General features: G+C 65.4%; 15 protein-coding genes and 1 pseudogene. 5 read left to right on the top strand and 11 right to left on the bottom strand.

Annotated elements, in window-relative coordinates; genetic code table 11:
• Positions 1 to 592, bottom strand: a pseudogene (locus FXO23_RS21225) (IS5 family transposase); the annotation flags it as partial.
• A 133-nt stretch (positions 593 to 725) separates the two neighbouring features.
• On the opposite strand from FXO23_RS21225, the gene FXO23_RS21220 reads away from it, so the two are divergent.
• Positions 726 to 1,187 carry a hypothetical protein gene (locus tag FXO23_RS21220; RefSeq protein WP_158887121.1) on the top strand — a complete coding sequence of 154 codons (462 nt, stop codon included), beginning with the start codon at positions 726 to 728 and terminating at the stop codon, positions 1,185 to 1,187.
• A gap of 35 nt (positions 1,188 to 1,222) precedes the next feature.
• Here the strand turns inward: FXO23_RS21220 and FXO23_RS21215 are convergent, their stop codons facing one another.
• A complete protein-coding gene (locus FXO23_RS21215) occupies positions 1,223 to 2,164 on the bottom strand; it encodes an NAD-dependent epimerase/dehydratase family protein (RefSeq protein ID WP_158887120.1) in 942 nt (313 codons plus the stop codon).
• Positions 2,165 to 2,288: 124 nt separating this feature from the next.
• Here FXO23_RS21215 and FXO23_RS21210 point away from each other — a divergent pair, with 124 nt between their 5' ends.
• A complete protein-coding gene (locus tag FXO23_RS21210) occupies positions 2,289 to 2,966 on the top strand; it encodes a TetR/AcrR family transcriptional regulator (RefSeq protein ID WP_158887119.1) in 678 nt (225 codons plus the stop codon).
• Between the two features lie 4 nt (positions 2,967 to 2,970).
• Here FXO23_RS21210 and FXO23_RS21205 read toward each other — a convergent pair whose 3' ends face one another.
• A complete protein-coding gene (locus tag FXO23_RS21205) occupies positions 2,971 to 3,882 on the bottom strand; it encodes a ScbA/BarX family gamma-butyrolactone biosynthesis protein (protein ID WP_158887118.1) in 912 nt (303 codons plus the stop codon).
• Positions 3,883 to 4,365: 483 nt separating this feature from the next.
• Between FXO23_RS21205 and FXO23_RS21200 the strand changes: the two genes are divergently transcribed.
• Positions 4,366 to 4,974 carry a hypothetical protein gene (locus FXO23_RS21200; protein WP_158887117.1) on the top strand — a complete coding sequence of 203 codons (609 nt, stop codon included), beginning with the start codon at positions 4,366 to 4,368 and terminating at the stop codon, positions 4,972 to 4,974.
• A 46-nt stretch (positions 4,975 to 5,020) separates the two neighbouring features.
• Here the strand turns inward: FXO23_RS21200 and FXO23_RS21195 are convergent, their stop codons facing one another.
• The 4 genes from FXO23_RS21195 to FXO23_RS51635 form a co-directional block, all read right to left on the bottom strand.
• Entirely contained in the window at positions 5,021 to 5,653 is a 633-nt protein-coding gene (locus FXO23_RS21195; RefSeq protein ID WP_158887116.1) for a hypothetical protein, read from the bottom strand.
• 295 nt (positions 5,654 to 5,948) lie between these two features.
• Entirely contained in the window at positions 5,949 to 6,356 is a 408-nt protein-coding gene (locus tag FXO23_RS21190; protein ID WP_179956827.1) for a hypothetical protein, read from the bottom strand.
• A 733-nt stretch (positions 6,357 to 7,089) separates the two neighbouring features.
• Positions 7,090 to 7,233 carry a hypothetical protein gene (locus FXO23_RS51640; RefSeq protein ID WP_246257632.1) on the bottom strand — a complete coding sequence of 48 codons (144 nt, stop codon included), beginning with the start codon at positions 7,231 to 7,233 and terminating at the stop codon, positions 7,090 to 7,092.
• A 42-nt stretch (positions 7,234 to 7,275) separates the two neighbouring features.
• Entirely contained in the window at positions 7,276 to 8,037 is a 762-nt protein-coding gene (locus FXO23_RS51635; protein ID WP_246257629.1) for a site-specific integrase, read from the bottom strand.
• A 62-nt stretch (positions 8,038 to 8,099) separates the two neighbouring features.
• Here FXO23_RS51635 and FXO23_RS21180 point away from each other — a divergent pair, with 62 nt between their 5' ends.
• Positions 8,100 to 8,450 (top strand): hypothetical protein, encoded by a 351-nt coding sequence (locus FXO23_RS21180; RefSeq protein ID WP_158887115.1) that lies wholly within the window; start codon positions 8,100 to 8,102, stop codon positions 8,448 to 8,450.
• Here FXO23_RS21180 and FXO23_RS21175 read toward each other — a convergent pair.
• Positions 8,415 to 8,849, bottom strand: a complete 435-nt coding sequence (locus tag FXO23_RS21175; RefSeq protein ID WP_158887114.1) for an SUKH-3 domain-containing protein — start codon at positions 8,847 to 8,849, stop codon at positions 8,415 to 8,417. The two genes, FXO23_RS21180 and FXO23_RS21175, sit on opposite strands and share 36 nt — an antisense overlap.
• Positions 8,846 to 17,548, bottom strand: coding sequence for a golvesin C-terminal-like domain-containing protein (locus FXO23_RS21170; RefSeq protein ID WP_158887113.1), 8,703 nt, complete (start codon positions 17,546 to 17,548; stop codon positions 8,846 to 8,848). Before FXO23_RS21170 ends, FXO23_RS21175 begins: the two co-directional genes overlap by 4 nt.
• A 183-nt stretch (positions 17,549 to 17,731) precedes the next feature.
• On the opposite strand from FXO23_RS21170, the gene FXO23_RS21165 reads away from it, so the two are divergent.
• Positions 17,732 to 18,928, top strand: a complete 1,197-nt coding sequence (locus tag FXO23_RS21165; protein WP_158887112.1) for a YncE family protein — start codon at positions 17,732 to 17,734, stop codon at positions 18,926 to 18,928.
• A 469-nt stretch (positions 18,929 to 19,397) separates the two neighbouring features.
• Here FXO23_RS21165 and FXO23_RS21160 read toward each other — a convergent pair whose 3' ends face one another.
• Both FXO23_RS21160 and FXO23_RS21155 read right to left on the bottom strand, forming a co-directional pair.
• Positions 19,398 to 20,678, bottom strand: a complete 1,281-nt coding sequence (locus FXO23_RS21160) for an aspartate kinase (protein ID WP_158887111.1) — start codon at positions 20,676 to 20,678, stop codon at positions 19,398 to 19,400.
• Positions 20,662 to 22,143, bottom strand: coding sequence for a cation:proton antiporter (locus FXO23_RS21155; RefSeq protein WP_158887110.1), 1,482 nt, complete (start codon positions 22,141 to 22,143; stop codon positions 20,662 to 20,664). Before FXO23_RS21155 ends, FXO23_RS21160 begins: the two co-directional genes overlap by 17 nt.
• Position 22,144 lies beyond the last annotated feature (1 nt).

Below are 22,144 nucleotides of genomic sequence, written 5' to 3'. Positions count from 1 at the left end.
TTGCGGTATGTGTCGTGGTCGTAGGCGCGGTCGGCGTAGACCCGCTCGGGCCGCCGGCGAGGTCGCCCGCGGCGGCCGCGGATGGGCGGGATGGCCTCGATCAGCGGCATCAACTGGGTCACGTCGTGGCGGTTGCCGCCGGTCAGGGCCACCGCCAGCGGGATACCACCGCCGTCGGTGATCACGTGGTGTTTGGAGCCGGTGCGTGCTCGGTCGACCGGGCTCGCACCGGTTTTGGGCCACCGCTCACCGCCCGGACATGGGAACCATCCACCACCGCCCGCGACCAGTCGATCAGCCCGGCGGCGTTCAGCTTGGCCAGCAGCAGCTCGTGCAGGCGTTGCCACACCCCAGCCTCGGTCCAGTCCCGCAACCGTCGCCAGCAGGTCATGCCCGAGCCGTACCCCATCTCCTGCGGCAGGAACTCCCACGGGATGCCCGTGTACAGCACGAACAGGATGCCGCACAACGCCTTGCGGTCGTCCAGCCGCCTGCGCCCGGGATGGCGGAAACGCCGCTCGACCGTGGGCAACAGCGGCTCGATCAGCTCCCACAGCGCGTCCTCGACTTCCCACGGCCTGCGCTGGGCCACACCAACCTCCCACCAGATGATCAACAACCGGCGAGATCAAACCACAACACCAAGATCATTCTGTTAGGACCTCTTAGGCGATGCCGTCGCCTTGGTCGTTCCCTGCCCGTACCCCGCGCATACCGTCGGTGACGTGATCGTCATCTGCGACGAGGTCCTCTTCGCCGGTGACCTGGTATTCGCGGGCTCGACACCGCTGGCCATCGGTGGCACGGTCCGTGGCTGGCTGGCCGCCCTGGAATGGCTCACTGCAGGCACATATGCCCAGTCCATTCGCCACATGGTGCCGGGCCACGGTCCCGTGCTCGACGACCCCAAGGCCGCGATTACCCACCTGAGACGCTACTTCGATTGGCTGCTCCGGGTCACCGCGGACAGCCAGGAGCCCGCTGAGGACGACTATCGCAGGCTGGTCGATCAGGCCCGGGCAGCTCACCCGGATTGGCTCGCCCCCGAACGGCACGCGGCGAACCTGCGGGCCGCGTACGCCGAACAAGCACAGCGATACCTCGATACCGCCGGCGTGGTGGAGGCGATGCTCGAGATCAACGGCGGAAAAATCGCCGTGGAAACGCCCCCGTTTTCCCAGGACTGATCGTCGCATCGCCTCGCCGCCAGACGACCACGTGCTCAAGGCTCCCCGGCGATGTGCTCGCGATACCAGCCCACCAATTCCGGGAGGTCACCCGGGAATCCCGGTCCCGGCCGGCATCCGGTGATCTGCCAGATCCGCTCTGAGTCGTACACGTGATCGTCGGTGTACATAGCCAGCCGGCGGACGGCAGCGGCGCCCCCGCGGTCAGCCAGTACGTCCCGCGCCCGGGCGATCGGCACTGAACGCCGGGGCGGGTCGAGACCGAAAGCACGGCCGACCAGATCGAATACCGTGGCCACTGGTATCGGGATCGGGTGAGTCGCGTGCAGGATCGCTTGGGACGGCACGGATCTCGCCTGCACCATGGCCAAGCCAGCGAGCAGGCGCCCCAACTCTTCCGCGGCGATCAAGGAAACCTGGGCGCTGGTCTCCGGCCAGCCGTCGAGCAGCCGCCGCAATCGGATCAGGCTGGGCACCACCCAGCGGTCCCCGCGCCCGTAGACCACGTGCGGGCGTACCACGATCCCACCGGCCGCGAGCACATGCTCCTCTGCGGCGGCACGACTGCGGCTGGCCGCCGATTCCGGGCGCAGCTCGAGCTGATCCGGACTGTGGCCGACCTGGGCCCGATGTCCGTACACCGCGGCGGTGCTGACGTAGATGATCCGCCGCACTCCCGCTCGGGTCGCCTCCCGGACGAGCGTCGCCGTGCCCTCGTCGTTCACCGCGGTGCACAGCGCCGTGTCGTCTCCGACGTAACTGGCAGCGTGCACAACGGTGTCCACTCCCGCGCACACCCCCGCGACCGTCTCCGGGACGGTCAGATCGGCCCGGAGCGCCCGCACGCCCGCCGGGCTGTTCCGCGTGCGCACCAGCGCTGACACGTTCGCGTGGTTCTTGTGACCAGCGGTCAGGGCGCGTACCACCGCTGAACCGATGAACCCGCTGCCGCCGGTGACCAGGACGTGAGTTACCACTGCGTCTCCTCGAATTGCTGCGTTTGCGATCCAATTCGACCCGATCGGGCCAGTCAAGATCCACTTCTGCCGACCGACTGCCCGGTATCATTTCCGACGTGATGCCCAAGCTGGAGAACCTGTCGTGACAACCCAGCGGCGAGCACTGGAGGTGCAGCGCGCCGCCGTTGTGGCTGCCGCCGGCGTCTTTGACGCCAAACCGTCGTACGAGGCTGCCTCCATGGCGGACCTGCGCGAGGCGACGGGGCTGTCCCAAGGTGGTCTGACGCACCATTTCGGCAGTAAAGACGGCATCGCGCACGCGGTCGTGGAAGAGCAACATCGACGGTCGATCACCTTGGTGAAGGCCGCCCTGGAAAACCCGGACATGACCGGCCTGGAGGCGGCGATCCGGTTGTCCTTCGAGTTCGCCGACCAGCTCACTCACGATCCGGTGGTGCGGGCCGGGATCAAGCTCACCATCAGTAACAACGATGGGCTTGACCTGGACAAAGACCCGTGGGGGGACTGGACCAGCGCGACCGAACACTTATTGCGTCGCGCTGCGGACACCGGCGAGATCGTCCTCGAGGACATGAACCCGGCGGATCTGGCGCTGCTGTTCGCGGGCTCCTTCATCGGCATTCACCTGCTCTCCGAGCATCGGACGATGCGTGTCGATCTCGCCGACCGGCTCGGTGACTTCTGGACGTTCAATCTGCGCCGCGTGGTTCGCCCCGCTCAACTGCCGCGGTATCTCGAGTACGTGGTGGCCTGTCAGGCGACGGTCGGTACGGAGCAGCCCACACTGACGAAGGCCTGATCGCTCAACCCCCGCCGCGGGACCGACGAAGCGTCATCGTGCCCTCTGCGGCCACTTCACGATCCTGTACCGCCTGAACGTTCAACCTTGCCTCGGTCCTGGACTCGTTATCGATCTCCAACCGAACAAGGCTGGAGCGGGACAACTCAAGAAACCGATCGAACGACACATCGCAGGCACTTGGTTGGGCACCGGGCCAGCCCAGCAGGTCCCGGGCGGCCTGCCGCCACGCCTCCAGCAGCAGCATTCCTGGAACGTGATCCAGTGGGTGATCGAAGAGAACGGGGTGCGCGAACTCCAGCCGCACCGGCCAAACACCAGGTTCATACGCTGCCCCGATCACGACATCCAGCGGGTCGAACCGACCGACGCGACTCGGCTCGAGCGGGGCGGGATTGTCAGCCGGGGGGCCGCCCGGCGGTTGGGTCGATCCCCGCATCCGCGCATACAGAGCAGGCTCCACGCAACTCACCGATCCGGCCCCGTGGGCGATGCGAGAGCCGTCTCGGAAGAACTCCATCTCCATGGCGAACCGAGTGCGTCTCGGCGTGGGGTCATGCGGTATCACGGTCACCCGCACGACCACGTTTGCGGGGGTGGTCTCCGCGGCGAGGCCGGTAGGGATGGTGAACCGCATCCGGCCCATCAGGAACGACCAACCAACGGGAATCGTGTAGGCACGGTGACACAGCAGGATGCCGATCTGGCGCATCGTTTCAGCCAGCATCAAGGGGTCGTGCTCGCCCTCATGGACTCGGTAGAAAGAGTGCGATCTCGGCCACTGGGCAGCGCACTCGAAGACGTTGCCCTCGGGCAGGGCACGCCAGTCGGTCAGCAGCACTTCGCTGACCGCGCGTTTGTGCACCCAATCGCTGGGCAGTGCCTGGCGCCACGACACGGGAATGTCTGGAGCCATGCTCACGGAGTAGCCGGTTGGGTCCTCGTCCTGATTTAGGTGCACGTGAGTATCTTTCGCGGGGGCCGCTGCGCCGCAGCGCCCGCCCCTCTTGTGAGGTCAGCCCGCCGAGAAGCGACTATGGTACGGCCGTACGGGTGATGTCCCTTGCGCACAGTAACAGGCGTTTGCGAACCGGTTTCGTTAGCCCAAATCGCCTACACTGCCCGCCCCGCGCCAGCCATGACCAGCACAAAGGCAGAGCCTGAGACTGGTAGAGACACCGTAGCGGACCCACGCTATTTACGGGCTGCATACCGTCGGCGAGATGACGGCGACCGGTTACCCACTGCCACAGGCGTCAACCTAGTTTGACTAAACCGAGCGGTTGGTCTGTATCTGAGCTACCATGCGAGTAGCTCTCGATCAGAGAGCGCCGCACCAACGTCACGGCGTTGTCCAGACGCCGTCGATCGTGACCCCGCGCCAGGCAACGGAGGACTTGTGGCCAGCACCCTGCGGAACGATCCGCTCCCACCGGAACTGCGTGTTCCGCTGGAGGAACTGGTCAGCGCCAAGCGGGCAGAGGCGAACGCGTTGTGGCACATTGCCGCCACAGCGGCCGAATCCGAGGACGACCTCCTGCATGTTCCACCCGATCGGCAATTGACGATCGCCAACGCCACAGAGTGGCTGGACATGTGCGTCAACCGGCTCCAAGCACCTGACGGCCCGGACGCGACGGCGGCGATGCGCTACCGCGGCATCACGATCCGGATCCTACGAACCGCCGCCGCATACACGCCGCTCACGCTGGAAGCCACCGTGGACACCGCCGAACGCCCGTGGAGTTATCAGTGGCCGCTGCATACTCCACGCAACACCCCTCCGATCCCCCTCGGAGATTTCCTCGCGGCCAAAATCGCCCAAGCCGACGATCAAGCCGGGCAACTGGAAGTTCGCATTCAGTCGTGGGAGGCGGTCCTCAGGCCCCAAGAATCTGTCTTGGCCTGTTGCTCGCCCTCCCAACTGCACAAGATCGCACGGGCACATATCGCGATGTGGGTTCATCCCGGCGTCGTCCGCTCCGCTAGGGCACCGTCTTTCGCCTAAGGAAGGCGACCGCGTCCGTACGTACGCTTAGCGCTTAAGGAAGGATTCAGTCCCAGCTGGCATGGGCGCGATTGACGACCTCCGCCCACCAGGTTCCCGGCACGGCGGCCAAGGTCAGCCCCAAGTGGCACAGGATCCTGCAGATCTCGACACCGACAGGGCGGACCGTCGGGTTCGACTCCGGGTCCGGATTGATAACCAACTGATGCGGTTTTCGCGAGTCGGGCACTGTGGGGAGAAGCGGAGCGATGGCATCCACATCCGAGTCCGCGCCCAGACCGGCCTCCTCAATCCACAGCGCGATCTGGCGCAACGTGCGCGCCGGGGCCGCCAGGCCAGACAGGTCACGATCCAGCTCAGTCGCGAAAAACGAAGTGTCGTGGTGCTGGATCCCCAACCGTGAATCAGCCAGCCACAACCCCCACGCCACCCCCGCCGGCGACCACGCCGACACCGCCGCGCAATTACCACCGAGCAACTGCGCGACCAGCGCTGGAAAGCTCGTCCCGGCAACCGCCTGCACAACCAGATCCCGCCCAGCCAAGTCACCATCCACCCGCGCCAGTTGCCACCCATCGTCGCGACGCGCCCACACCTCCACGTCCGCCACCTCAGAGGCATTAAGCGCTGCAATCGTGGGTAGCGGCGCGGTGGCGCGCGCCACGAGCAGATTCCTCACCCTCGATCCTCCCCTACCCCGGACTCATTGTTTGAGTGCCCTGCCGCGCGTCGCCGACTCCAGGCCAACCGCAATACTCGCGGTGATCCACCACCCAAGATCATCTTCGATGGCGGTAGGGCACCATCGCATCAACTGCCAGTGTTGCAGGTTCGCCAGCTATTGGCGCGCCCCGGCTTAGAGACAATTCCTGCGTGGACAGCACCGCCTACGAACAACATCTCCCCACCACAACGCCAGCGCTGTAACTCCCCAGACAACGCGCAAGCCACATCCCCGGCCCCAGGTCCAGCGCTCAATCCACCGCCCGTGCGTAGTGCGCGTATACCGCGTTTACTTGCCGGATCCAGAAGTCCTCTTTCGCTCGCGCCGATGCACGCGCCTCGAGCGCTCCGAGTTGTGCGGCGAGCTTGTAGAAGCCAGATCCGGCGTCGTTCGCGTCGAGGTATTGCACCAAGCTGGAGAGCATCAAGCCGGTCGTGGGGAAGTCCCTTTCGACGATCAGACCGAGGAGATGACCCATTGCGGCTCGTTCACCTGCATGTCTGAAGTCGAAGCCGGCCAGACCGGTTCGGCGCTCGAGAATGGCATTGAGTTCGGTGTACGTCGTGATCTTCTGGAGCCGAGCCCGTTCGATGAGAAAAGCCCGCCCTGTCTCGACGAGGCAGTTCCAGTCCGCTTCGTCTCTGCCATACACCGCCATCTGCGACTCCTCCCCCTGCTTCTGGTGCAGTGAGCCTACTGGGTTCCGACGAAGGGGCGCTGACGAAGGCTTCGCGTCGAAGATCTGCCTCACTCTCACCGAGGCTGCGCAACCGTGCTTTCGGTGTCGACGATTCCGCGTTCATAGCCCCAGGCAACCGCTGCGGCCCGGCCGTCGGCGCCCAGCACCCCGCGACCTGCTGCAACCGGATGTGGCGCTGGTCGGAGTGCGGTCGTCGTACTACGTCGCCGGCGAACTGGACGCCGCCACCGCCCGGATTTGCGCCGGTCATTGAAAGAGCTCCGAGTCCCGCCCTAGGTCGTCGCGGTCCTCGACTTCGTCGAGATGTCCTTCCATTCCCGCGGCCAGCAGGTGGGCGTCACGCTGGTCATGGCTGCGGACTGCCGAGTGCGCGACGCGGCCGTGCAGCACGTGGCGCAATGCAGCGCCCAGCCGAAGCCGGACACGGCTTGACCCCACCACACCTTGCTCGCGGGCGCGGCGCAGTGCCCTGCATGGACGACAAGAGACCAGGCCCGGCCCCGTGATGGACGGAGCTGGGCCTGCAGGTGAGCGTGAAGCTATTAGGCAGCGGGTGGTTGCTGCGGGCTTTACGGGGAACGAGGGCGGCGGAGGCTTCGGCGGTGCCGCGGGCGAGGTCGGGCGCAGGATGTGGGTGTAGGTGTCGGCGGTGATGGTGATGCTGGAGTGCCCCAGCAGCGCCTGCACTTCTTCAGGGTGCCCCCCGGCCGCGAGGATGATGGTGGCGGAGGTCGTGCAGCCGGATTGGCGGGAGTCCGGCTTCCTTGGCGAGTTCGTAGAAGGCGTCGGTGACCTTGGCCGGGTGTACCGGGGTGCCGTCGGGGTTGGTGACCACCAGCCCGGTCTTCTGCCACGCATCACCTGCGGCGAGGCGCAGCTAGTTCTGGTGCTCCCTCTGTTCGGCCAGCATCTCGGTGGTGGCGTTGTCCAGCGCGACGACCCGTCCGGAGGCTTCGGACTTGGATTCGCCGAACTCGACTTGCCAGCCGACCTGGATCAGCGCGGCGGAGATGGTCATCTCCTGGGCCGCGAGGTCGGTTTCCCACCAGGGCAGGCCGCACCCTTCGCCGCGGCGGAGTCCGCGGTAGGCGATGAGGTGGTAGATCGGGTAGTAAGGGCCGTAGGCGTAGTCGAGGAACTCGCCGACCTGCTCGGGCATCCACACCATCACCCGAGACGGCTTCTCCCCGGTCTCTTCCCAGCGGCGGACCCGGGCCGGGGTCCACAGCAGCGCCTTCGGCCGCTTGCGCGAGGGCAGCTCGACGTAGGAGGCGGGGTTGAACGTGATCAGCGGGGCCGCCTTACGGCCCCGTTTGGCGCGGATGGCGGCGTTGAGTGCGGCGCGCAGGGTGGCGCGGTAGCGCTGCATGGTGGCCGCGCTGATCGTGCGCATGCCCCGGACGCCGACGCGCACTTTCGGGTCGTCGCTGGCGCGGGCTTCGGCAATGCGGTCGTTGCGTTCGGCCATCGCGTCGAACATGCGGGAGATGTGGTCGATGGTGAGTTCGTCGAGGCGGTAGTGGCCGAGGTGTGGGATCAGCCAGAGCCGGATGTGAGAGCGGTAGGAGCGGTCGGTGCCGCCCCGGATCTTCTTGCGGCCGTCGATCCAGCGCTCGAGCCATTCGGCGACAGTGGGCATGGCGTCCGGGTCGGTACCGATGTCCAGGCGCTTGGCGACCTCCTCCGGTGTTGGAAGGGCTCGTGAGCGCGCCGAGCGTTCTCGATGAGATCCCCGATGAGGGTCAGCTCAGCGGGACCACGTTCCTCGCCGATCTGGACAAGTTCGGCGACCCGATCGAGTTCGGCCTGTCCGTGACCGTCGACGACCGGCCGAGCGGAGCCAGCTACCGAGCCGGATCAAGATCAGGCCCCACCCCGGACGACCTGGCGGGTTCTCGGAATGTGCGCCATCGACGCAGCCCGATATTCGGGCAGCTCCCAACTCCTTTCTTCGACGAGGCGGCCGACAATCCCGGCACTGACGTATTTCTCACCCATTTTCCAGGCGGGCAGGTGTCACAGTTTTCGGGTGAATCCTTTTTCCAGGATTAGGTTGTCCAGGCAGGAGAGCAGGTCTTCGCCAAGTTCGCCGAACTCGTCGTCGAAACCACCGAACCAGCGACCGTCCTCGCCGATCAGCAGCATCAGATGGCCGGTGTTGGAGGCCCCGACCGGTACCAGGGCCGTACCAGCCCGAGCCGCGTACTCACCGACCCACGACGGATCACGGTCCTGGCAGATCCGGGCGGCGGAGAACCAGATCTCGTCGGCGAAGCCATCCCGGTCCCAGGGCAGGTCGAGACCCGAGTACTCGCGGAGAAAAGCAACCGCACCCGCGAAGGCCGTATGCCCCTCCGCCTCAAGAGCACGCAGGTCATCCTCTACCTCCACCTCCCGACCAGGCATCCAGCCGCCTCGCCTCAACAGTTCGATCGAAGGTCGCTCGCTCATTTGTCGCCGAACACCCATCTTTCACAGTTTCTGCAGGGAGGCTTGACTATTCCTGTTCTAGTGTAAACCGAGACGATCTCAAGGTTCTCCAGCTTAGCACCGTGTGAAATCGCTCCGGCGCATGCCGCGACCTCTCCACAGTTCCGCACGGACCACGGCTCCAGGCTCTGCTTCGGCAACCGAGCCGCCAGCTCCGGCGGAATGAAGATCTTGGGGTTCCCACTTCCGCCGAACCACACCTGTCCGCTGACCCGGTCCACCGCGGCGGTCGTCACGGTCGGATGCCGGCCGGGAAGCCCCAGCAGCGCCGCCGCTTCCGTCCTCGCGGCTTCCAGCGCATTGGGCACTGTCTTTCCGGCCGCCCCGACCCGGCCAGCCCCCGCACCCGCGCCAACGCCCAGGGCCAGAAGCATCTCGCCGATGCTGGCGATTCCCGCCTGCCGCTCGCAGGTCTCCATGTTGACCACGCAGTAGGTGGCGGCGATGAACTTGGCGCCTTGGACGTCATCCTTGTTCTCACGCAGGTACTCGATCGCCTTCTGGCATCCCGCCCTGCCGAAGCAATTGCGCTTGACCTCGCCGTTGGCACCGGTGTATTTCGGGTCCCACCACGATCCGACATAATCGGCTCCCTGCAGGTCCTGGAGGACCTCCTCCGGACGTGTGGTTTCCGGGGAGTTCTTTCGAACCCATTCTTTTTGTGCCTTGTACTGCTCCCACCAGATCGCCTGACCGACTGCCCAGGCCTTTTCTTCCTCGGTTTCCGGAGCACAGGTCTCGGCCGAGTCCTGGACTCCGAAACCCGAGCAGTTGATCGCGGTGTCGCGCGGCTCGTGGCCGTCAATTTCGACCCGGCTGGCCGGGTTTCCCCCGGCAAAGGCGTAGCGATTGCCGGTCCAGGGGTCGATGGCGAGCCCGAGGTCGTCGAGTGCTCCGTTGAAGGAGTCCCTGTTGAGGAAGGCATTGCGATCGGGGGAATAGTTTCGGAAGCCCATGTCGTAGGTGCCGGTCGCCCCGTCCCAGCGTTTCGCGCTGTACCGGTACGGGTTGTAAGCCTCTTTCGCCGGATTTTGCGGGTCGGGCTTGTCGATCCCGGTAAACGACTCCTTGTCGTTGCTTCCGTAGGCGGTGTAGCCATAGGTCGCCTTCGCGTCCCCCTTGTCGTCCGTCAGCGTCTCGACGTCGGTATGGGGGTTGTAACCGTAGAAGGCGTTCTCGTTCTGATTGTCACCGGTCTTCTTGGTTTGCGAGAGGCGCTCTCCGGATGGGCTGTACTGATAGGACTTCTGAAGTTTTCCGGCGGTTTCTTCGGTGAGGACCTCGTTCGACAGGCCCAGGTATGCGAAGACGGTCTTCTTGTCGCCCTCGGTCTTGGTGGTGGTGCGGTCCATCGGGTCGTAGGTGAAGCGGGTGGTGACGCGTTCGGTCGCGCTGCCTTCCTTGAGCTTTTGATGTTCCGCGACGCGATCGAAGCCGTCGTAGCGGTACTTTTCGACGAGCTTCCCGGCCGAGGTGACCTTGTCGAGCCGACCGTAGGGGTCGTAGGTGCTGATTGTGATGTGCTGGTCGTTCTGCGCGGTGATGAGCCGGTTGCGGTCGTAGGTGTACCGGGTGGTCTTGCCTTCGAGGGTTTGCTCGATGACGTTGTTGTTCGCGTCGTGGACGTAGGTCTCGGTCTCGAGTTCCTTACCTCCGGGATCGGACTTCACAGATTTGCGGAGCCTGTCGCGCGGATCGATCGTGTAGCTGCGGACCTCGTCGATGGCCGCCGTGTGGTTGTCCGCGTTCATCTTTCGTGACGCGTCGCGGATCAACTGACCATTCGCGTCGTAATCGAGGGTGTGCTCCGCGACGACAGTCGTTCCGTCGGCCTTCTTCTCGATGGAATGCCGTAACCGGCTATCGGGGTAATACTGATCGTAGTCGACAGTATTGCCGTTGGCCTTGATCTCCGACTTCTTTTGCGACCGAGGGGTATAGCCGAAGGTGGTGACCTGTGATTTCGCACCCGGCCCGGTGTCTGTGTTCGTAACCTTGGTGAGCAGGTCTCGGACGTCGTACTCGTACACCGCATTCTGCGCGTTATGCGTCCGAGTCTTCGCGTTGCCGTTGGCGTCGTAGGTGTAACCGGTGGTTTTCTTGGTTACATTCTTGAGTTTCTCCTCGATCTTTTCGACTTGGTTCAGCCCGTTGTAACCGATGGTGTACGTGTCGACCGCGGAACCGGGGCTGGTGTCGGTCATCTCCACCAGGTTGTTGTTCGGATCGTAGGCGTATCCGAATGTCTTCTGCTCATCGTCTCTTTCACCGGTGCCGTCGCGGACGAGCTTGACGGCGTCGGCCACAACGGTGCCGTCGGCCTTGTCGCTCAATATGATCTTGCGGATCTGGTCTTCGGTGTACCCGTACTTGCCCAGGCTCACCCACTGGCCGGCCTGCTGAGTCTGGTCGATCACCTTGGTGGCACTGCCGCCGTCGTGTTCGACGGTGTAGGTCGCGTTGGTGGCTTTCGCTGCCGCGGTGTACCGGACGAAGACCTCGTAGGCACCGTTGCGCGGCACATCGATGTTCCACGTGACGGTGTCCGCACCGGTCCCCGGGTTGTGGAGCCGGTAGTCGTAGCCTTCGTGATCAGGCGCCGGACCCGCCACGCCCCAGTTGCCGGTCACTACCGCGGCCGGATCCGAGTTGTCCACCACGGCGACGTCCCGGCCGACCGGGGCTCCGTCGTCAGATCGGGTTTTGGTCTTGCCGTCGGGGTAGTAGGTCCATTTCATCTCCCGGCTGGCCGAGCCGCCAGCCGCGGTGAGGGTTCGACTGGTCTGATTGCCGAACGAGTCGTACGCGAAGGCCGTGGTGATGTTCCACGGGTCGGTGCTGGACCGGACCCAGCCGGTGTCCAAGAAGGTGCTGCGGGTGACGTTGCGGATCGTCTGCCCGGCCGATGGCGGCGCGCTGACTTCGGTCAGGTTGCCGACCTCGTCGTAGGTGTTGAAGGTCTTGTCCGGTGTCTTGACCCGCTCGTCGTCCTTGTCGAACGCCGTCCATTGCTCGACGACCCGGTTCATCTTGTCGTAGACCGCCACGTGCGCGAAGTCGTCCGGATCGTCCGCCGTCTCCATGCCGCGCGGGGTGATGACGCGGGTCTTGTTCCCCACCTCGTCGTATTCGTTCCGGGTCTTGTGATAGACGACCGCGCCCTTGTCGTCCCTTCGCCACGGGGCCCATTGCTCCTCGACCATCGAGCGGGCGTCGTATTTGATCAGCGTGGTGTTGATTGCCGGATCCGCGGCGTTGGCGTTGTTCGCGTCCGGCGCGGTGGATTCGATGACGTTGCCGTCCCGGTCGTACCTGCTGCTGGTCCCGCTTCCGGCGGCGTCGGTGACGGTGGTGACCCGGTGGTTGCGGTCGTAGCCATACTTGCTGGTGAAGTCGTTCAGGTCCGCGGTAGCAACCTTGATCGGGTCCACGACCGTGATGACGTTGCCGACGTTGTCGTACTCGTTGGTCGATCTGTTCTTCAGGGCGTCTACCGTGCCAGTGACCCGGTTGAGCTGGTCGTACTCGTATCTCGTGGTGAAGTCGTTCGGGTCTGCCGGGGTGAGCACGCCTTTTGGATCGGTCCTGCTGGTGAAGTTGCCGACGTCGTCGTACCCGTATCGGGTCGTTTTGGCCGGCCCGTCCGGGGTGTCCGACGGCGCGGTCGTCGTTTCCAGGTGATCCGTGGCGTCGTAGGTAGCCGTGTTGACGACGCTTTCGGCGGCGGTGTGCTTTATGACGTTGTCGTTGGGGTCGTACTCCGGGCCGGGAGTGAAGATGTATTTCCCGTTGTCGGCGTCCAGCGGGGTCTTCGAGGTGAGCGGCCTGGCGAAGACGTCGTAGGTGAACTCGCTGGTCTTGCCCTTGGCGTCCTTGGACTGCAGGACGTTGCCGAGCGCGTCGTACTTGACCGTCTGGGCCCGGTTGTACGGGTCGATGGTCCGCGTCGGGTAGCCGGTCGCGTCGTAGTCGCGGTACTGGGTGGCGTTGTCGTTGGCGTCCGTGGCGGTGATGAGCTGGCCGACGTCGTCATAGGCGTAGGTGCTGGTGTAGTCGCCCTCGGTAGGGGTTGAGGTCCCCATCGGGTCGGTCACCGCGACCAGGTTTCCTGTGCCGTCGTAGGTGAACTGCCACTTCCGGCCCTCGGGGCTGGTCTTCTCGTTGAGGTCTGCGACGTGCCCCTTGAGCCCGGTGTGATAGGCCAGCTTGGTGGGTGGCCCGTTCGCCGCGTTGGCCTCGGCGTCCTTGATCTCGACCGGGAATCCGGTATTTGGGTCGTAGACCCAGGTGAACACCGCCTTGTTGTCCTCCTCCAACCGGCGGACGTTGTTGTCGGTGTCCCAGGTGAGTTCGGTCTTCTCGTTTTTTGCGTTGGTCAGTTTGGTGGGTCTGCCGTAGCCGTCGATCAGGGTGGTGGTGGGGTTGTTGCGGGCGTCGGTGACGGTGGACTCGACGAAGGAGCCCTGGTCGCCGTCCGGGTCGCGGTAGTCGAAGCTGGTGTTCTTCTGCTTGCGGTCGGTGAACTTCTCGACCTTCCATTTGCGGCTTGGGTCGCTGTGGTAGGTCAGCCCCGTGGAGTGGCCGCGCGGATCGGTGACCGCGAGCAGTTTCGGGTTTTTGTCGAGCCAGGTGTTGTCGTAGAAGAACATGAACTTTTTCGACGCCTGGGTTCCTGCGCCGTCGGTCATCTCCTGGAGCAGGCCGCGATCGCTGTAGACGAATTCGACGCGGCGGCCGGTGATGTCGCTGATGGCCTTGAGCTGGTTGGCGATTTTGCCGTTGGCGAGGTTGGTGCCGTGCTGTTTCTTGTCGCCGGTGTAGTAGTCGTATTCCGGGTCGCCGTGGGCGTAGTACTCGAGGTTCAGCGTGCGGCGGCCGGTGGCGTCGGTGATGTACCGCAGGACCCCGGTGTTGCGGTTCGAGATGCTGGATCGCTCATAGGTGAACTGCATCTCGTTGCCGTTCTTGTCGACGGTCGCGGTCTGGTAGCCGTCGGTGTCGAAGAAGAACTGGGTCCGGTCCGGTCTGGTCATGACCCACATGCGGGTCGCGTCATCGCCGCCGTTGCGTTGCAGGTAGGAATGCACACCCGCGGGCTTGTCGTAGTCCCAGTCCGCCGGGTTGCCGCTGTTGTGCTTGTTCAGTTCGAACTGGTGACGGGTGCCATCGCCGTCGGCCAACACCACTTTCTGCGGAAACCCGGGCCCTGCCCAGCCGTAGAACTCCAATGGCGACCCGAGTCGCATGGTGGTCGAGGTGGACAGGGACCAGCCGTAGCCGATGTAGGAGTTGGAGGTGTCCTGGGAGTTGTAGGTCATCCGCAGGAAAGTCGCCGGTCCTCGGCTCGGGTGGGAGAAGGCGTTGTAACTCCACACCGCGTTCCCGGCGAACTGGTTCACCATCGCGGTCGAACCGGCGCCGGTGCCCACGGCGGTGTACTGGTAGAACTTCTCCAAACCGAGTTGGTTGGAGGTCGGGTCCTCGACAGTGATGTTCTGCGCGAGCGGCGGGACCTTGCTGATTTCCGAAAGCCATTTCCCGGTCTTGGTATTGCGGAGGTCCCATTTCAGGATGAACGACTCGCGCTTGTTTCCGAGATCGACCGGAATCGCGGCCTTGACCTTTGCGTCCACTGTGGACACATCATCGACCGGGATATCGGCTGGCAAAAGGGTTTCGGCACGGTTTCCGGGGTTGGTGTAGTCGGTCCCGTCGGGGAGTGCCCAGTGGTAGGACAGTGCCCAGTCGGCTTTCGGCCACGCGGCGCCGGTGGTGTTGGTGATCGTGACGGGAACCGTGTACTCGTCGCCGGGGATCATCCGATCCGGGGTGGTCGGTGCGTAGTAGGTGTTTTCCGCGGTCTGCTCGGTGTAGGTGATGAGCAACCGGGGACGCAGCTCCGGTTCGGCGGCCTCGCTCGACAGGAACAAGGTGCGCTCGGTGGCCTTGGACTCGTCGGCCAGCTTGATCAGAGCGCCTCGATTCGAGGCAGGTTCGTTAACCCATTTCTGCACCAGGGCGTTCGGTTTCCAGGTACGCCAGGTCGGGTCGTTGGTGACCTTGTCGACCGCGCCGGCGATCGCCGGGTCGAAGTCGCCACCCGGAGCGGACCAGGCCGCGGCCGGACCGGCACGGTTCCACGAGGCGGCAGCCTCGTCGAAGTCCCTGGTCAGGCCGTGCAGCTCGTAGGTGCCCGTGCCGATGGCCCCGTCCATGACAGAGGTGAATCCCCACAGGCCGAGCTCGGTGTCCACCACCCGGGCCCCCGCCGGAAGACCGAGGTTGGGGAACTTGACGACGGCGCGGGCGGCGCCGAACGTGGCGCTCGAGTTACCGACCATCAGCCAGGGTTCACCGGTGAGTTGATCGTGCCCACCGTCGGGTTGCTTCGCCGTCAGGGTGGTGTCCGGTGTGTCGCCCTGAACGACTTTGACGACCCGGCCTGCCTTGGGCAGGCGCACCAGCTGCGTCTGTGACGGGATCAGTTGCCCGTCCCTGGTTTTGACCGCGAGTACGTAGTAGAAGGCGCTGCCGAACGGCTGCGGGTCATCGGCCCGGGTCGGGGTCGCGGTGGTGTCGTTGTAGCTGGTCCTGTCCGCCTTGATCGGCGCCACCAAAGTGGCCGCGGACGGCCGGAAGTTCTGGAAAACGCTGCGGTGCACCTGGTACTCGACCAGGTCGTCTCCGGGATCGGTCGAGGGATCGCGGTACTGGCTCCAGCTCAGATCCGCGCCGGTAGCCCGGATCCTGGTCGGCGCGTCCAGCGACACACCCGGACGTCCGTAGGTCAGCAGCAGCTTCGGGGTGTGCGCGCTTTCACCGTTGTAGGCGAACTCCGCCGCGGCATACCGCGGCCCGCCCTTGCCCAACGCTTCGTCGGCTGCCTTCAGCATGAAACCGTGGTTGGGGTGGGTGCCGTTGAGCCAGTCCTGCACGGTGGAGCGCACGCTGAAGCTGTGCCACACATTGGCCTTGTTGGCCTTCTTCAACTGCACACCCAGCTTGGTCAGCCGCACCGCATCGGCCACCACCGCCCGGTTCGCGACATCACCCAGCACGATCTTGTGGCTGGTCCCCGCGTTGAAACCCCATTTACCCAGCGGCTGCCACACCCCGTCGGCGCCCGTGCTCTGGTTGATCAGCACCTTCTGCTCGCCACCGGCGTGGAACACTGTGAACGGCGCGTTCGTCGCCCGATCCGCAGCCGCCACGTTGTGCGCCTCGACCTGGTACTCCCCCGGCTCGGTCAACCGCGGCACCCAGGCGAACGTCTCCCCGGTCCGGGAGTTCCGGTTCACCCGGTACGTGCCACCGATCGCGTGCTGCGCGTCGCCGGTGTTGACCACCGGCCATTCCCCGTTCACCGCGGTCTTTCCGGTGTCGCCGTTGTCGACCTGCTCGGCATTCTGGCCGACTTCTCCGAAGGCGGCGTTGATCGAGTTCCAGGTGGCGGTGTTCTCCGTCCACGGCGCCGTCACGCGTCGCGCCTCGATCGCCACATCGTTGGCACCGGTGGTGTGGTCCTGGTCGTAATAGGTCTGCAGCTGCGCGGAGTCCAGCCGGGTGCCCGCCGGGATGCCCGCCAGGTCGAACTTCAGCAGGCTCCGCGCGACCGAACTCGTCGTGGCGCCGACCGACAGCCGCCAGTTGCCGTCGTAGTTCGTACCCGGCGCATCCGAGTTGATCATGACGTCCTGCGACTGCGTGGGCGTCGGCTGGATCTTGATCGTCGGATCGATCACCACCGGGAACTTCCGGTCCCCGGCACGCAGCCACTCGTCGTCCGCGGTGACGACGATGACGAACCGGTCACCCTCCTGCTTCAGGGTCTGGGTGACCTTGTCGCTGTACGCCTTGCCGTACGGTGATGTCGCGCTATCCCGGCTGTCGTACATGAACGGCTTCGGCATGAAGAACAGCGCGGGCCCCTCCCCACCCTGGCGGTAGAAGGCGATCGAGCCGTCCACCTGCTGCTTCGCCTCCACACCCGCCATCCGCAGCGAGAAGGTGAACGCCGCCGTGGCAGGCGCCTTGTCTAAGACGATCTTTTCCTTCAACGCCTGCGGTGTGACCTCATACGCCACATCCGCATCCCCCGCCGCATCCGGGTAGGAGATCGAGTTGCCGTCCACCTTCGGAGCCAAGCCACGCGCCGGGCCGTCCAGGCCGAGTTCCACCTGCCGCTCACCGAGCTGGAACTTCACCATCCGGTCCGAGCCGGCACCGAAATAGCTTCGGTACAAGCCACGTTCGCTGGCAAAGGCGAATCCGGATCGTGCGTCCACACCAGCGATCCGGGTGTCGATCTCCTGCCAGTTCCCGGCCGCGTCCCGGTAGTGCACCGGGCCGGCCGACACCTCCACCTCCGTCCGGCCGTCGGCCAGCCGGTAGGACTTCGTCGTCGCCGTCCGCCGCTCAACCTGCTCGCCGGCCCGCTTCGCTTCCAGGAGCACACCGCCGGTCGGCGTGGGCTCCTGGCGGGGCAGAGCATTTTCCGGACCCGGAGGAGTCGGCGCGACATTCGGCTGCCGCACCTCGGCTTGCCGGACCGAACCAGCCACTGTGGACGGTGCGGCCGAAGCCATCTGGCCTGGCGAAAGACCGGCCAGAAACAGGATCGCTACCAGGGCAGAAGAAAACAGCGCGCGAAATTTAACCATGACTGGGGCTCCCCCAAACCATCACGGAAAATACGGACGACGAGCCGTGCACCCTCCCCGACGGATCCCCAGGACAAACGACTCTGCGACTGACGGTAGCGTGAAGGTCAGTTCGCACACCATAGGCCGTTTGGCCGGTTTCTCACCAACGCCGAGGCAGACATCCCTCATGGCATCAACTAAATGATCTTCGCGGACCGCCTCGATTACCAGCCAGAAGCCCGTTCGGCCGCGTGGGATGCGACCGAAGAGCGGTATCCGTTCCCGATCAGTTATCGATACTTTCCACTGGGAGAATCAAGAAGCTTCGTCAATACTTCACGAAATGGGGACCGGGGGATGCCTTCAGTTCGAAGAATCACGCTCACCTTTTTGCCTGCCGTCGCCGCCTCGCTACTGATAGCCACCTCGCCCAACGCGAACGCGGAAACCCGCGGCTCACTCGGCCTTCCGGCCTATGCCGACACCGTCGTCGACGAGACCAACCACCGGGTGTTCATCTCCGGCGGCAAGTCCACGAACGCGGTCGTGGTGACCGACTTCTCCGGCAACGTCCGCAAAACCATCAGCGGCCAGTACGGCGCCACCGGCCTGGCCCTGTCCGCCGACAACCGCACCCTCTACGTCGCCCAGGCCTCCGGCGACGCGATCTCCGCCATCGATACCACCACGCTCACCGAAACCGCGCGCTACGCCACCGGCGCCCAAACCTGCCCCACCCACCTCGCTCGCACCGAAGGCACCATCTGGTTCGGCTACGGCTGCGAAGAAAACTGGACCGGCGGCATCGGCAAACTGGACACCGCCACGACACCACCGGCCGTCACTCTCGACCTGCAAGGCGACGCCCAATACCAGCGCGCACCACTGCTCACCGCGCAACCCGACGCCGACGGCCCAGTCGTCGCCGGGCAACCGCAACTCAGCCCCGCCAACATCCGCGTCTACGCCGTGACCGCCGGCAAACTCGAATCCCGAGGCGCGGGCAATGTCGTCGGCAGCGATCTCGCCGATCTGTCCCTGTCGCCCGACGGCGCCACCCTTTACACCGCATCCGGCTCCCGCGACCACGTCGAAGCCTTCGCGACCGCCGATCTCTCCCGAGCCGGCGCCTACCACACCGGCAGCTACCCCAACTCAGTCGCCACCTCCGCCGACGGTAAATACCTCGCCACCGGCGTCCGCAATCCACGCGACGACGCCTACCTCTACAAGACCGGCGGCGCCGTCCCCGAGAACACCCTCAACATCACCGACAGCGGCGTCCTCGCCCCACGCGGACTCACCTGGGCCGACGGCACCAGAAAACTCCTCGCCATAACCACACCGCCCAACGGCACCACCCCCACCCTCCACGTCATCAACCGCCCCTTCGACTGACTGAGGCCGCCCTTTCGTGGTTGCGGGATCACGTCGCAACCACGAAAAGTGGCCGTCCTCAGCCACACCCCCGCAAGTGAGCCTCGGCCACCACGCCCTCGGACGCGACCACGCGGGATTCTCGACACGGCCCGAAGCAGCTCCGCGCCTGGAGATGAATCGACCATCGCGGGTTTGACCATGCGGCCACGCAGGCGCCGACGTGCGCGGCCGCCGCCCACTATCCAGCCGGCTGGCGGCTCCAGCAACTGGTCACCGAACTACGCGCGAACAGTGGCTGCTTCGCCGAGCTCTGGGGTTCAAGATTCATCTCTGCCGCGAGACCTGTAATCCAAAGGAAGGCTCTACGAGGCTCTAGCAGGCAACTAAACCGCTCTTCCTGGGCGCAGGTGCCGCAGGTTCGAATTCTGCTGAGGGCACCCGATCGGCCCGGGTCGATGTGTTTGTGGGTCCGTTGTCGGTCGTCGCTTCAGACTTTATGAGCGGGTTCGAGCGCCGGGTTTTGCGAATCGAGGCCGAAGGCGGTGTGCAGGACCTCGACCCCGCGGGTCACCTCTTGCGCCGGGACGGTGGTCGAGATCCTCAACTGCGAGGTTGAGACCGACGTGGTGGGGATTCCCGCCCGGGTGAGGGACGACAACATTCGAGCGATGCAATCGGGACGGTTGAGCAGGCCCTTGCCCACAATGGACAGCTTTCCGATGCCGTCGTCCACCTCGACTCGCCCGCCGCAGCCGTTGGCGAGCTCAGACAGAACGGCACGGGCGGGCTCGGCGTCGATCCGGCGGACCGCGATGCCGATGGAGAATTCGTTCGTGTCCCGTTCGGAAATGGTGGTCATATCGGCCGGAATCGCTTGCTGTGCCAGCAAACGGAACAAGGTTGGCATCAGTTCACCGTCCCGACGCGCGGTACGCATGACCAGGCGCACCACGTTCGTGTCATGCACGACAGCCATTACGGCAGGCTTCGCCTCGAGCATTTTCTCTCCGTCCTTGATCTGGATGCGCGTGCCCGGCGTGGCTGCGGCGGAGTGTCCGACGTGGATCTCGACCCGGTACATCGCCGCGAGTTCGACGGCGCGGGAATGCATGACCTTGGCCCCGGCGAACGACATCTCCGCCATCACGTCGACGTCCACCACGGGCATCACCCGCGCGGACGCGACAATGCGCGGGTCCGCGGTGTACACGCCGTCGACATCGGTATAGATCTCACAGTGCCCAGCACCGGTTTCGGCCGCGATGGCCACCGCGCTGGTGTCCGAACCACCCCGGCCGAGCGTGATGACGTCGCCCTCCGCGTCCACACCCTGAAAACCCGCCACCACAACGACAACGCCGTCGCGCATCAAGCGGTTCGCACGCTCGGTGTCGACCGCCACGATGATCCCCGCACCGTGCCGCCCGGTCGCCAGGATCCCGTTCTGCGCTCCCGACAAAGCAATCGCCGGAACGCCGATGGCCTGCAGGGCCAGGGCCATCAGCGAAGCGGAAGCGGTCTCCCCGGTGGCCATCAGCTGGTCCAGCTCGCGCCCCGCCGGGGACGGATTCACCTCGGCCGCGAGCCGCAGCAGTTCGTCGGTGGTGTCGCCCTGTGCCGAGACCACCACCGCCACCTTTCCGCCCGCCCGATGGGCCGCCCCGATCCGGCGCGCCGCGGCGCGCACCTGTTCGGTCGTGGCAAGGGAGCTGCCACCGTATTTCTGCACCAGTACCGCTGCCGCCGCTCCGTCATCCCGCACGGTCATCGCCTTTCCTCCCGTACCCACCGCCGGCGGCCACACCGGCCAGGTCCGGTTCCAACCGGAGGCGGGAGAGCAGTGGTCCGGTCATCGCGGTCGTGAACAACGCCATCAGCACCAGGACCGCGAAGAGATCGGGGCCGATGACACCGAGTGAAAGACCGATGTTGAGCACGACCAGTTCGGTGAGGCCACGGCAGTTCATCATCACGCCGACGCTCCACGACGCACGCCTTTCCAGGCCGACGAACCGGCCCGCCACCGCGGTGCCCACGATCTTGGTGACCATGGCGACCACGAGGATCACCAGCCCGGCAAGCCAGACGCCCGCGTTCCCCAGCCCATCCACGGACGTCTTCAGCCCGACCGTGGCGAAGAACAGGGGAAGCATGAGCCACATGGTCAGGCCCTCGAGGCGGTCCGCGAATCGCCGCACCGGTGGCGAAGACCGCGGCATCACGGCGCCGGCGACGAAAGCACCGAAAATCGCGTGCACTCCGATCCGCTCGGTGCCCCATGCCGAAAGCAGGATGACGACGAGCAGCGTCATGGCCACCAGATTTCCCGCCTTTTCGCGGTCCGCGAACCGCCGCAACCAGCCGGCCAGCAGGGGCCGCACGACGAACGCCATCATCAGTCCGAATAGGACGGTCAGCGCCACGGTGCCCGCCACAGCGCCCATCGCGCCGTCGCTCCGCACCTCCGCGATCACGAAGGTGAGCAGACACCAGGCGGTGATGTCACCGATCCCCGCGCAGGCAAGCCCCAGTGCGCCCACCGGCGTGCGGTGCAGTCCCCGCTCCGCGAGGATCCGAGCCAGTACGGGAAAGGCGGTGATGCTCAGGGCCAGACCGCAGAAGAGCACGAACGGAACGACACCGATGTTCGCGGGCCGATAGCGCTCCAGCAGGGTGAGACCGAGAACGGCGCCGGCGAGAAAGGGCAACGCGATGCCCGCATGTCCCAGTACGACCGCGGAACGACCGTCGCGCCGCAGGGTGCCGAGCGGAAGTTCGAGCCCCACCAGGAACATGAAGAAGATGACCCCGAGCTGTGCCAGCACATCCAGTGCGGGCCCGATCTGCGCCGGGAAGACCCACCCCTGCACTTCGGGAAGCACCGCCCCCAGGACCAGCGGACCGAGCAGCAGCCCGGCCACCAACTCGCCGATCACCCTGGGCTGCCCCAATCGGGCGGCGAGAGCGCCAAGCCCGTGCGCCGTCGACACGATGACCGCGACCGCGAGCAGCAGCCGGTACAACGTCGTCTCGGTCGTCGCGCCGGCCGCGGAGCCCGGATCCGGAACGCCCGGGCCCGGAGTGGCGCCACCCCACACCCGCACCGCGAGCACCGCGAGCGCCACGGGGACGATCACCAGGGCGAGGTAACTCCCCATCTCCTTCACCCGTGCCACCCGCGGCCCCGTCTCGACCTTCCGCATCGTGCCGGACGAAGGTTCGGTTTCCTTCATC

The sequence above is a fragment of the Amycolatopsis anabasis genome, assembly GCF_009765355.1.
In the GTDB taxonomy this organism is placed as follows: domain Bacteria; phylum Actinomycetota; class Actinomycetes; order Mycobacteriales; family Pseudonocardiaceae; genus Amycolatopsis; species Amycolatopsis anabasis.
This window is presented reverse-complemented; position numbering and strand designations above follow the sequence as displayed.